This window comes from Streptomyces sp. NA02950, from assembly GCF_013364155.1.
GTDB lineage: Bacteria > Actinomycetota > Actinomycetes > Streptomycetales > Streptomycetaceae > Streptomyces.
In genome coordinates this window covers 4,616,049-4,628,599 of sequence record NZ_CP054916.1, presented here as the reverse complement: position 1 = coordinate 4,628,599, position 12,551 = coordinate 4,616,049, and the positions used below count along the sequence as shown (strand labels likewise).

At 69.4% G+C, this 12,551-nt stretch carries 9 protein-coding genes and 1 tRNA gene; all 10 read left to right on the top strand.

Going from position 1 to position 12,551, the window contains the following annotated elements:
• Positions 1-786 precede the first annotated feature (786 nt).
• The 10 genes from dnaN to HUT19_RS20105 all read left to right on the top strand — a co-directional run bounded on the left by dnaN (position 787) and on the right by HUT19_RS20105 (position 12,520).
• Positions 787-1,917, top strand: coding sequence for a DNA polymerase III subunit beta (gene dnaN, locus HUT19_RS20150; protein WP_176181810.1), 1,131 nt, complete (start codon positions 787-789; stop codon positions 1,915-1,917).
• A gap of 104 nt (positions 1,918-2,021) precedes the next feature.
• A complete protein-coding gene (gene gnd, locus HUT19_RS20145) occupies positions 2,022-2,900 on the top strand; it encodes a phosphogluconate dehydrogenase (NAD(+)-dependent, decarboxylating) (protein ID WP_176181809.1) in 879 nt (292 codons plus the stop codon).
• 52 nt (positions 2,901-2,952) lie between these two features.
• Positions 2,953-4,095: a DNA replication/repair protein RecF gene (recF, locus tag HUT19_RS20140; RefSeq protein ID WP_176181808.1), complete on the top strand. Its 1,143-nt coding sequence runs from the start codon at positions 2,953-2,955 to the stop codon at positions 4,093-4,095.
• Positions 4,092-4,622, top strand: a complete 531-nt coding sequence (locus tag HUT19_RS20135) for a DUF721 domain-containing protein (protein ID WP_176181807.1) — start codon at positions 4,092-4,094, stop codon at positions 4,620-4,622. The genes recF and HUT19_RS20135 overlap by 4 nt, the downstream gene beginning before the upstream one ends.
• A gap of 299 nt (positions 4,623-4,921) precedes the next feature.
• The gene (gene gyrB, locus HUT19_RS20130; protein ID WP_176181806.1) at positions 4,922-6,949 is read left to right on the top strand and encodes a DNA topoisomerase (ATP-hydrolyzing) subunit B; all 2,028 of its coding nucleotides are present in this window, start codon (positions 4,922-4,924) and stop codon (positions 6,947-6,949) included.
• 41 nt (positions 6,950-6,990) lie between these two features.
• Positions 6,991-9,603 (top strand): DNA gyrase subunit A, encoded by a 2,613-nt coding sequence (gene gyrA, locus HUT19_RS20125; RefSeq protein ID WP_176181805.1) that lies wholly within the window; start codon positions 6,991-6,993, stop codon positions 9,601-9,603.
• Positions 9,604-9,606: 3 nt separating this feature from the next.
• Positions 9,607-10,371 (top strand): DUF3566 domain-containing protein, encoded by a 765-nt coding sequence (locus tag HUT19_RS20120; RefSeq protein ID WP_176181804.1) that lies wholly within the window; start codon positions 9,607-9,609, stop codon positions 10,369-10,371.
• A 61-nt stretch (positions 10,372-10,432) separates the two neighbouring features.
• A tRNA-Ile gene (locus HUT19_RS20115) sits at positions 10,433-10,506 on the top strand.
• A 181-nt stretch (positions 10,507-10,687) separates the two neighbouring features.
• Positions 10,688-10,822, top strand: coding sequence for a DLW-39 family protein (locus HUT19_RS42300; protein ID WP_003958712.1), 135 nt, complete (start codon positions 10,688-10,690; stop codon positions 10,820-10,822).
• A 207-nt stretch (positions 10,823-11,029) separates the two neighbouring features.
• Positions 11,030-12,520 carry a hypothetical protein gene (locus HUT19_RS20105; protein WP_176181803.1) on the top strand — a complete coding sequence of 497 codons (1,491 nt, stop codon included), beginning with the start codon at positions 11,030-11,032 and terminating at the stop codon, positions 12,518-12,520.
• The last annotated feature ends 31 nt before the right edge of the window (positions 12,521-12,551 follow it).

Below are 12,551 nucleotides of genomic sequence, written 5' to 3'. Positions count from 1 at the left end.
CCGGGATCACAACTCCTGGGGCGCCCTTCGTCGTTCAGCCCCGGGAGCCGTTCGATTCCGTGCCGGGGCGAAGCGATTCTCCACAGATGTGCGGCAAATTCCCCGTCCACACCCTGGGGACGTGTGAGTTGTCCCGATCGCATCCACAGGCTGCCCTGTCAGGATGGCATCGGCGGAGGTCAGCCGGTTGTGGATTTGTGGCTATCCGGAGTCCACAGACTGTGGACGACCGAGTTGCCCACAGGACCCGGATCGAGTTGTCCACTGCCCGCCCACAGGCGGAAGGCGGTTGCCCACAGCTTTTCCCCATCGTCGTCCACTGTTCGGCAACGAAATGGACACGGTCACCGGGTCGAGTGAAAGGCATCACACCAAGGGGGCGGGTTGGGCTGTGGGGAAGCTGGGTAAAACTGGGGACGGCGCTGGGGAGAACCGGGCGTTGGCTGTGCATCGCGTGTGCAGAACTCTCCGGCATCCACAGGTCACCCCGGTTGTCCACGGGCGCCACCCACAGGCGCAGTGGATAAAAAACGGCTCCTGGCCTGGGACGACGGAGTTATCCACGGTTTCCACAAGCCCTACTACTACGACCACAGAGTTGTAGCCGGGAACTCGCTTCGAAGTGGGGCCTGTGCACAACCTCGGGCCGAGCCGCCCGACACCCCGGGCGCCGACTTGACCCCGAGCCGCACCGACTGTCGGCGGCGTACGTCAGACTGGTCTCCGGCGACTCAGCCGACGACGAAGGCCAGCAGGGCGAGCCAGCAACAGCAGGAGGCGGTTCCGGTGAAGATCCGGGTGGAGCGCGATGTACTCGCGGAGGCAGTGGCCTGGACGGCCCGCAGCCTTCCGGCCCGTCCGCCGGTGCCCGTCCTCGCGGGCATCCTGCTGAAGGCGGAGGAGGGCGCCCTCAGCCTCTCCGGCTTCGACTACGAGGTCTCGGCCCGTGTCTCCGTGGAAGCCGATGTGGAGGACGACGGCACCGTCCTCGTCTCCGGCCGTCTGCTCGCCGACATCTGCCGCGCCCTCCCCAACCGCCCTGTGGAGATCTCCAGCGACGGTGTGCGGGTCACCGTCGTCTGCGGCTCGTCGCGATTCACACTCCACACACTGCCTGTGGAGGAGTACCCGGCGCTGCCGCAGATGCCCACCGCGACCGGCACCGTCCCCGGTGATGTCTTCGCCGCCGCCGCCGCTCAGGTCGCCATCGCGGCCGGCCGTGACGACACCCTCCCGGTGCTCACCGGCGTCCGGATCGAGATCGAGGGCGACACCGTCACCCTGGCCTCCACCGACCGCTACCGCTTCGCGGTCCGCGAGTTCCTGTGGAAGCCCGAGGCCCCGGACATCTCCGCGGTCGCCCTGGTGCCCGCCAAGACACTCCTCGACACCGCCAAGTCGCTGACCAGCGGCGACACCGTCGCGCTCGCGCTGTCCGGGTCGGGCGCCGGTGAGGGTCTGATCGGCTTCGAGGGTGCCGGGCGCCGTACCACCACCCGACTGCTCGAAGGCGATCTGCCCAAGTACCGCACCCTGTTCCCGACCGAGTTCAACTCCGTCGCGGTGATCGAGACCGCCCCGTTCGTCGAGGCCGTCAAGCGTGTGGCGCTGGTCGCCGAGCGCAACACCCCGGTGCGGCTGAGCTTCGAGCAGGGCGTGCTGATCCTGGAGGCCGGCTCCAGCGACGACGCACAGGCTGTGGAGCGCGTCGACGCCCAGCTCGATGGCGACGACATCTCGATCGCCTTCAACCCGACCTTCCTGCTGGACGGTCTGAGCGCGATCGACTCTCCGGTCGCCCAGCTCTCCTTCACCACGTCCACCAAGCCCGCCCTGCTGAGCGGCAAGCCGGCGATGGATGCCGAGGCGGACGAGGCGTACAAGTACCTGATCATGCCGGTCCGGCTGAGCGGATGAGTGCGAGCGGATGAGCGGGTGTAGCCCACAACTGTGCGGCAACCCTCGGGCGTAGGCTCGGCCTCAGGTGCGAAACGCAATGTCTACGGCATAAGGATCAACTGATGGAGCTCGGTCTCGTCGGCCTCGGCAAGATGGGCGGCAACATGCGCGAGCGCATTCGCCGCGCAGGCCACACCGTGATCGGATACGACCGCAACCCGGACGTCGCCGATGTCCACAGCCTCGATGAGCTTGTGGGCAAGCTCAAGGGGCCGCGCGTGGTGTGGATCATGGTCCCGGCGGGCGTGCCCACCCAGATCACCATCGACGAGCTGGCCGAGCTCCTCTCGCCCGGCGACATCGTCGTCGACGGCGGAAACTCCCGCTGGACCGACGACGAGAAGCACGCCGAGCAGCTCAACGCCCGGGGCATCGGCTTCGTCGACTGCGGTGTCTCCGGTGGCGTCTGGGGCCTGGAGAACGGCTACGCACTGATGTACGGCGGTGCGCCCGAGCATGTGGCCAAGGTCCAGCCGATCTTCGACGCGCTCAAGCCCGAGGGCGAGTTCGGCTCGGTCCACGCGGGCAAGGTCGGCGCGGGCCACTTCGCCAAGATGGTCCACAACGGCATCGAATACGCGATGATGCAGGCCTTCGCCGAGGGCTGGGAGCTGCTGGAGGCCGTGGACTCCGTCACCGACGTGCGCGAGGTCTTCCGCTCCTGGCAGGAAGGCACCGTCATCCGCTCCTGGCTGCTGGACCTGGCCGTCCGTGCCCTCGACGACGACGAGCACCTGGCCAAGCTGCGCGGCTTCGCGGAGGACTCCGGCGAGGGCCGCTGGACGGTGGAGGCCGCGATCGACAACGCGGTGCCGCTGCCCGCGATCACCGCGTCGCTGTTCGCCCGGTTCGCCTCCCGCCAGGACGACTCCCCGCAGATGAAGATGATCGCCGCGCTGCGCAACCAGTTCGGCGGCCACGCGGTCGAGAACTCCAAGTAATCCGCCCCCCACGGGGGCACAGCACTGCCGGGGGAGGTCGGCGCAGCCCACCATGCACGTCACGCATCTGTCGCTCGCCGACTTCCGCTCGTACACCCGGGCCGAGGTCGAGCTCGGCCCGGGTGTCACCGCCTTCGTCGGGCCCAACGGGCAGGGGAAGACCAATCTCGTCGAAGCGGTCGGCTATCTCGCCACCCTCGGCAGCCACCGGGTCTCCTCCGACGCCCCGCTGGTGCGGATGGGCGCCGAGCGGGCCGTCGTCCGGGCGGCCGTGGTCCAGGGCGACCGGCAGCAACTCGTGGAGCTCGAGCTCAACCCCGGCAAGGCCAACCGCGCCAGGATCAACCGCTCCTCGCAGGTCAGGCCGCGTGATGTGCTGGGAATCCTGCGCACGGTCCTGTTCGCGCCCGAGGACCTGGCCCTGGTCAAGGGCGACCCGGGTGAGCGCCGCCGCTTCCTGGACGAGCTGATCACCGCCCGCGCCCCGCGGATGGCCGGGGTCCGCTCCGACTACGACCGAGTGCTGAAGCAGCGCAACACCCTGCTGAAAACCGCCGCGTTGGCCCGGCGGCACGGCTCGCGCAGCGGCGGCGGTGACGGAGCGCTGTCCACACTCGACGTCTGGGACCAACATCTGGCACGCGCCGGTGCCGAGCTGCTCGCCCAGCGCCTGGAACTGATCTCCGTCCTCCACCCGCTCGCCGAGAAGGCGTACGAGCGGCTCGCCCCGGGCGGCGGACCGGTTCTGCTGGAGTACCGCTGCTCGGCGGGCGAGGACCTGGCCGCGGCCACCGGCCGCGAGGAGCTCTACCAGCGGATGATCACCGCGCTCACCGAGGCGCGCAAGCAGGAGATCGAGCGCGGGGTCACCCTGGTCGGCCCGCACCGCGACGACCTGGTCCTGAAGCTGGGCCGACTGCCCGCGAAGGGGTACGCCAGCCATGGCGAGTCCTGGTCGTACGCGCTCGCGCTGCGCCTGGCCTCCTACGATCTGCTGCGCACCGAGGCCGGGGAGCCGGTCCTGGTGCTCGACGACGTCTTCGCCGAACTGGACGAGCGGCGACGGGAGCGGCTGGCCGAGCTGGTCGCCCCCGGTGAGCAGGTGCTCGTCACGGCGGCGGTGGAGGACGACGTCCCACGGCTGCTGACGGGCACGCGCTACGCGGTGTCCGGGGGCGAGGTGCGGCGCGTATGACCGACACCCCGCAGCCGCCGACACCGCCCGAGCCCTCGGGTGTCGATCTGGCCCGGGTCGCGCTGCGCGCCGCCAAGGAGCAGGCGCGGGCCCGCGGTGCCGCGGCCCAGCAGAAGAAGCAGGCGCGCCGCGGGGGCTTGCGCTCCGGCGCGCGCGCTGACGGTCGCGATCCGCTGCCGCTCGGCGCCGCGATCAACCGGCTGATCACCGAGCGCGGCTGGGAGGCCCCGGCCGCCGTCGGCGGGGTGATGGGCCGCTGGCCGCAGATGGTCGGCCCGGAGGTGGCCCAGCACTGCGAGCCGCAGCGGTACGACGAGGACGCCCGGGTGCTGACGGTGCGCTGCGACTCCACGGCGTGGGCGACCCAGCTGAGGCTGCTCGCCCCGCAGCTCGTCGCCCGGCTCAACGCCGATCTCGGCCAGGGCACCGTGAAGTTGATCAAGGTGCTGGGGCCCGGCGGTCCGCCCCGCCGGTACGGCCCGCTGCGCTCTCCCGGGTCCACCGGACCGGGCGACACCTACGGATGATCACGTCTGGTGAACGTCTGAGCACAGGGTGACGCCCGAGGCCCCGGTCACCGTAGCCGGTGGTTGACAGCCCGAAGCGCTGAGTGGCGGTGTGAGCCTCTTGGAGCCCTTCCCCAGATATGGGGAGTCGGTGACGACCGGTTCAGGGCGGCACATGCGGACTCAGGCGCCAGCAAGCCCCCATTCTTGTCGGCGCTACCGGTAGACTGGGCGAGTACACCGTCGCCGCTTGCGCGCCGAAGCGCACGCGGACACATGTTGAACGACGCAGCCGCTCCCGCCTGCCCCGGAGACGGCTTGTGCTGTGCCAGAAAGGGCGCTTCGTGGCCGATTCCGGCAACCCCATCGAAAACATTCCGTCCGATGACGGCGAGGGCCTGGCCCCGCCGTCGTACGACGCCAGTGCGATCACCGTCCTGGAAGGTCTGGACGCGGTCCGCAAGCGACCCGGTATGTACATCGGTTCCACCGGCGAGCGCGGCCTGCACCACCTCGTCCAGGAGGTCGTCGACAACTCCGTCGACGAGGCCATGGCCGGTCACGCGGACACCATCGACGTGACGATCCTCCCCGACGGCGGCGTCCGCGTCGTCGACAACGGCCGCGGGATCCCGGTGGGCATCGTCCCCTCGGAGGGGAAGCCGGCCGTGGAGGTCGTGCTGACCGTCCTCCACGCGGGCGGCAAGTTCGGCGGCGGCGGCTACGCCGTATCCGGCGGTCTGCACGGCGTCGGCGTCTCCGTCGTCAACGCCCTGTCGACGAAGGTCTCGGTCGAGGTCAAGACGGACGGATACCGCTGGACCCAGGACTACAAGACCGGTGTGCCGACCGCGCCCCTGGCCAAGAACGAGGCCACGGAGGAGACCGGCACGACCGTCACCTTCTGGGCCGACGGGGACATCTTCGAGACCACCGAGTACTCGTTCGAGACGCTGTCCCGGCGCTTCCAGGAGATGGCGTTCCTCAACAAGGGCCTGTCGATCTCGCTGACGGACGAGCGCGAGGCCCATGTGGACGAGGAGGGCAAGCCGCTCTCCGTGCGGTACCACTACGAGGGCGGCATCCTCGACTTCGTCACGTACCTCAACTCCCGCAAGGGCGAGCTGGTCCACCCCACGGTGATCGGTTTCGAGGCCGAGGACACCGAGCGGATGCTCTCCCTCGAGATCGCGATGCAGTGGAACAGCCAGTACACCGAGGGTGTCTACAGCTTCGCCAACACCATCCACACCCATGAGGGCGGTACCCACGAGGAAGGTTTCCGGGCCGCGCTGACGTACTTGATCAACAAGTACGCGCGCGACAAGAAGCTGCTCCGCGAGCGGGACGACAACCTCACCGGTGAGGACATCCGCGAGGGCCTGACCGCGATCATCTCGGTCAAGCTGGGCGAGCCGCAGTTCGAGGGCCAGACCAAGACCAAGCTGGGCAACACGGAGGCCAAGACCTTCGTCCAGAAGATCGTCAACGAGCACCTCGCGGACTGGCTGGACCGCAACCCCAACGAGGCGGCCGACATCGTCCGCAAGGGGATCCAGGCGGCGACCGCCCGGGTCGCGGCCCGCAAGGCGCGCGACCTGACCCGCCGCAAGGGGCTGCTGGAGACGGCGTCGCTGCCGGGCAAGCTCAGCGACTGCCAGTCCAACGACCCCGAGAAGTGCGAGATCTTCATCGTCGAGGGCGACTCCGCCGGCGGCTCGGCCAAATCCGGCCGTGACCCGCAGTACCAGGCGATCCTCCCGATCCGAGGCAAGATCCTCAACGTCGAGAAGGCCCGGGTCGACAAGATCCTGCACAACAACGAGGTGCAGGCGCTGATCTCGGCGTTCGGCACCGGTGTGCACGAGGACTTCGATATCGGCAAGCTCCGCTACCACAAGATCATCTTGATGGCGGACGCCGACGTCGACGGCCAGCACATCAACACCCTGCTGCTGACCTTCCTCTTCCGCTTCATGCGGCCGCTGGTCGAGGCCGGGCACGTCTTCCTGTCCCGTCCGCCGCTCTACAAGATCAAGTGGGGCCGGGACGAGGTCCAGTACGCGTACTCCGACCGCGAGCGGGACGCGCTCATCCAGGCCGGCCGCGAGCAGGGCAAGCGCATCAAGGACGACTCCGTCCAGCGCTTCAAGGGTCTGGGCGAGATGAACGCCGAAGAGCTGCGCGTGACCACCATGGACATCGACCACCGCGTGCTCGGCCAGGTCACCCTGGACGACGCGGCGCAGGCCGACGACCTGTTCTCGGTCCTGATGGGCGAGGACGTCGAGGCACGGCGCTCGTTCATCCAGCGCAACGCCAAGGATGTCCGCTTCCTCGACATCTGAGTCGGCCCCCAGCCGCAGACGACAGAAGGACTTGACCAGCAATGGCCGACGAGAACACCCCGAACACGCCTGAAGACCCCGCCGAGGGCGCCGGACTCCGCGTGGAGCCGGTGGGGCTCGAGACGGAGATGCAGCGCTCCTACCTCGACTACGCGATGAGCGTGATCGTGAGCCGTGCGCTGCCCGACGTCCGGGACGGCCTCAAGCCGGTGCACCGGCGCGTGCTCTACGCGATGTACGACGGCGGGTACCGCCCCGAGAAGGGCTTCTACAAGTGCGCCCGTGTCGTCGGCGACGTCATGGGTACGTACCACCCGCACGGCGACTCGTCCATCTACGACGCGCTGGTGCGACTGGCCCAGCCGTGGTCGATGCGCATGCCGCTGGTGGACTCCAACGGCAACTTCGGCTCCCCGGGCAATGACCCCGCGGCGGCCATGCGGTACACCGAGTGCAAGATGGCCCCGCTGGCCATGGAGATGCTCCGGGACATCGACGAGGACACCGTCGATTTCCAGGACAACTACGACGGCCGTAACCAGGAGCCCACGGTTCTGCCGTCCCGTATCCCCAACCTGCTGGTCAACGGCTCGGCGGGCATCGCGGTCGGTATGGCCACCAACATCCCGCCGCACAATCTGCGCGAGGTGGCCGAGGGTGCCCAGTGGTTCCTGGCGAACCCGGAGGCGACATCGGAGGATCTGCTCGACGCCCTGATCGACCGGATCAAGGGCCCGGACTTCCCCACCGGGGCGCTGGTCGTCGGCCGCAAGGGCATCGAGGAGGCGTACCGTACCGGGCGCGGCTCGATCACCATGCGCGCGGTCGTCGAGGTCGAGGAGATCCAGGGCCGTCAGTGCCTGGTCGTCACCGAACTGCCGTACCAGGTCAACCCGGACAATCTCGCGCAGAAGATCGCCGATCTGGTGAAGGACGCCAGGATCGGCGGCATCGCCGACGTCCGTGACGAGACCTCTTCGCGCACCGGCCAGCGCCTGGTCATCGTGCTCAAGCGGGACGCGGTCGCCAAGGTCGTCCTCAACAACCTCTACAAGCACACCGATCTCCAGACCAACTTCGGCGCCAACATGCTGGCGCTGGTCGACGGGGTGCCGCGCACGCTCTCGCTGGACGCGTTCATCCGCAACTGGGTCACCCACCAGGTCGAGGTCATCGTCCGCCGGACCCGCTTCCGGCTGCGCAAGGCCGAGGAGCGGGCGCACATCCTGCGCGGTCTGCTCAAGGCGCTGGACGCCATTGACGAGGTCATCGCGCTGATCCGGCGCAGTGACACGGTCGAGATCGCGCGCGAGGGCCTGATGGGCCTGCTGGAGATCGACGAGATCCAGGCCAACGCCATCCTGGAGATGCAGCTGCGGCGGCTGGCCGCCCTGGAGCGCCAGAAGATCATCCAGGAGCACGACGAGCTCCAGGCGAAGATCAACGAGTACAACGCGATCCTGGCCTCGCCCGAGCGGCAGCGGCAGATCATCAGCGAGGAGCTCACCGCGATCGTCGAGAAGTTCGGCGACGACCGGCGCTCCAAGCTGGTCCCCTTCGACGGCGACATGTCCATCGAGGACCTGATCGCCGAGGAGGACATCGTCGTCACCATCACGCGTGGCGGCTATGTGAAGCGCACCAAGACCGAGGACTACCGCTCCCAGAAGCGCGGCGGCAAGGGGGTGCGCGGTACGAAGCTGAAGCAGGACGACATCGTCGACCACTTCTTCGTCTCGACCACCCACCACTGGCTGCTGTTCTTCACCAACAAGGGCCGGGTCTACCGGGCGAAGGCGTACGAGTTGCCGGACGCGGGCCGGGAGGCGCGCGGCCAGCACGTCGCCAACCTGCTGGCGTTCCAGCCGGACGAGCAGATCGCGCGGATCCTGGCGATCCGGGACTACGAGGCGGTGCCGTATCTGGTGCTCGCCACGAAGTCGGGTTTGGTGAAGAAAACTCCGCTGAAGGATTACGACTCGCCCCGCTCGGGCGGTGTGATCGCCATCAACCTCCGGGAGATGGAGGACGGCCGCGAGGACGAGCTGATCGGCGCCGAACTGGTCTCCGCCGAGGACGACCTGCTGCTCATCAGCAAGAAGGCCCAGTCCATCCGGTTCACGGCCACGGACGAATCGCTGCGGCCGATGGGCCGGGCGACCTCCGGTGTGAAGGGCATGAGCTTCCGCGAGGGTGATGAACTCCTCTCGATGAATGTCGTCCGGCCCGGTACGTTCGTCTTCACCGCCACCGACGGTGGGTACGCGAAGCGGTCGAACGTCGACGAATACCGCGTCCAGGGTCGCGGCGGCCTCGGAATCAAGGCCGCCAAGATCGTGGAGGACCGTGGTTCCCTGGTCGGCGCGCTGGTGGTCGAGGAGTCCGACGAGATCCTGGCCATCACGCTCAGCGGCGGTGTGATCCGTACGCGGGTCAGCGAGGTCAGGGAGACGGGCCGTGACACCATGGGCGTCCAACTGATCAACCTGGGCAAGCGTGATGCCGTCGTGGGTATCGCCAGGAACGCCGAGGCCGGTCGTGAGGCTGAAGAGGTCGAGGAGGAAATCTCCGCGGCCGGGATCGAGGCAGCCGAGGGGGCCGCGCCCGAGGCGGCCGAGGGCACCACGCCCCCGGCGGACGAGACCGAGGAGTAAGTCGTGAGTGGAGCCACGGGTGCCGCGGGCGGCGGTGCGGACGCCGGAAGGCGGCCCGGACCGGGAGCCCCCTCCTCAGCGGGCGGTGCGTCCGCTCAGGAAGGCGCTCGTGGCCCGGCCGCCGACCCCAACCGGGGCACGGTGACCGACACCCGCGAGCTGCGGCCTCAGCGGCCGCGCGAGTCGCGTGAGCAGCGCTCGGCCAGCCCGCTCCCCAATGAGCGGCCCGTCGGCGGGGCGCCCGCACAGCCGTACCACCCGCCGCAGGCTTACGCCCCGCCGTCCGGTGGCGGTACGGCGGGCCGCGGAGCCGCCGGGGCCGCGTCGCAGGCCGGAGGGCAGGCCGCCACGGCCATCCGCCGGCCGCGCACCGGCGCGGGCGCCCGTCCGGTGCCGCGCACCCGCAAGGCGCGGCTGCGGGTCGCGAGGGTGGACCCGTGGTCGGTCATGAAGGTCAGCTTCCTGCTCGCGATCGCGCTGGGAATCTGCACGGTGATCGCGACGGCGGTGCTGTGGATGGTCATGGACGCCATGGGCGTCTTCAGCGCCGTGGGCGGCACGATCAGCGAGGCGACGGAGTCCCAGAAGGGCACCGGGTTCGACCTGGAGTCCTTCCTGTCCCTGCCGCGTGTCCTGGGGTTCACCTCGATCATCGCCGTGATCAACGTGGTGCTGGCGACCGCGCTGGCCACCCTGGGCGCGTTCATCTACAACCTGTCCGCGGGCTTCGTGGGTGGTGTGGAGCTCACGCTCGCCGAGGACGAGTAGCGGCCCCCCGATACCGATTTTGGGACAGGGCTGGTGGTGCGCTAATCTTTCGGTGCAGCGCGGGGCTATAGCTCAGACGGTTAGAGCGCTTCCCTGATAAGGAAGAGGCCACAGGTTCAAGTCCTGTTAGCCCCACCGACGGGAACGGCCCGGACGGAGAATCCCTCCTCCGGGCCGATCTCGTAAGGGTGTCCGGGGAGTTGATGACCGGTTCTTGCCGCGTCGATGCCCGGCATAGGTCACCGAACGGTATCGGTCGGTGTGTATCATCGGGCGCCAGAGGTCCCCTACGTCAAGAAAGAGACGAGGTAGCGCGGTGAAGAAGCTCCTCCTGGTCGCACTGGCCGCCATCGGCGGGCTCCTCGTGTACCGCCAGATCCAGGCGGATCGCGCCGAGCAGGATCTGTGGACGGAGGCGACCGACTCCGTGCCCGCAGGTTCGGGCGTGTGACCCCCACGAGTCCCGGTACGGGGCCCCGACCGCTGGAGCGGTCGGGGCCCCGTCCGCTTTACTGGCGACGTGGCGGGGATGATGTCGTGGGGGCTTCGGGGATCTGCTGACGGGGACCAGCGTGTTCACTCTCGCAAACGAATAGCTTGCACACGCAAAACTGGGCGGGTCTGCGGCCACGACCGGTACGACGAGGAGTGACACGCGATGAGGGACCGCAGCAGGGTCAGTTCGGGCCTCGCCGCGGTGGCGGCGCTGTGTGCGGTGGCGATGACGCAGGGGCAGGCCCTCGCGGCGCCCGCCGACCTCAGCGCAGGGCCCCGGGGGTACGACGCCCAGGGCACCCGGATACGCGGCGCCGGGGACGCGGCCGGTGCTCCGGCGCTCGACGCCGGACGTACCTACACCGACAGCGTCGGGCCCGGCGAGAAGCGGTACTACGCCGTCGGACTCGACGCGAAGTCGGCCGCCTATGTCTCGGCGGTCGCCGCTCCCCAGCCGGGTTCGGGCGTGACCTCGTTCCGCGACGGCGTCCGGGTCACGCTCCAGAATCCGGACGGCGGTACCTGCGACACCGCGTCGCCCCGGATCGAGGGCAACGGCGGCGCCTATCCCCTGGCCGACCACGTCGTCCGGCAGATCGACACCGGTTCGCTGTCGTCCTGCCGTACGGCGGGGCGCTATCTGGTCACGGTGGAGCGTCAGGCCGGGGCCCAGGACTCCGCCCGCTGGCCCCTGGAACTGCGGCTGATGGTGGAGCCCCCGGTGAAGGGCGGGTCCACGGGCGGGACGCCGGAGGGAAGTTGGCGGACGGATCCGCCCCGGCCGCCGAGCGGCACCCCACGGCACCACGAGGGCGGCCGCCGGTTCGGTGACGCGCCGACGGTGTCCACAGGGGTGTGGAGGGATGACTTCCGGCCGGGTGAGACGCACTTCTACCGGGTTCCGGTCGACTGGGGCCAGCAGCTCTCCGCCGTCGCCGAACTGCCCGCGGACAGCGAGGACAAGAGCTCCGGGCTCCTCGACAAGGCCGTGTCCCTGCGGGCGTACACCCCGGCGCTCGGGCTCGCCAAGCGCGGCACCGTCGGTGTGGCGGAGGGGAAGTCTCCGGGAACGGAGGTGAGCACCGCCCCGGTGGCCTACGGAAACCGCTATGGGAAGGCCGACTACTCGGTCCGTGCGATGAGCGTGGCAGGCGGGTACTACCTCGCGGTCACGCTCAGCCCGACCGAGGTGGCCCCGCATGTGAAGGGCACGGTGCCGGTCACCTTGCGGGTGCGGGTCGCGGGAGCGGCGCGCGGTGGGCCGAACTATCAGGGGGACGCGCTGAAGCAGGGCTTCGGCCTCACGGACGCCGACAAGAAGGCGGCGCGGCAGGGGGCGTTGTCCGTGGGGGACGACGCGATGTCCGTCCCGGCGGAGGACGGGACCAAGTCCACGCTCCGGATGGTGGGCTGGACGGGGCTCGGCGCGGGAACGGTCCTGCTGGCCGGGCTCGGCACCTGGACCCTGACCGCCCGGCGGCGTACGGCGGCGGGGGAGGCGGATGAGACCCCGTTCGCTTCGCTGGGTGATGCGGGCGGGACGGCGGCGGGTGCTTCGGGTACGTCGAGTGCTTCCGGTGTTTCGGGTCCTTCGGGGGCCGGGGAGCCGTCGACGGGGCAGCAGCTGGGGTACGGGCCGCCGTCGGGCTGGTAGCGGGGCGGCCGCGGGCGGGGTGCTGATGTGC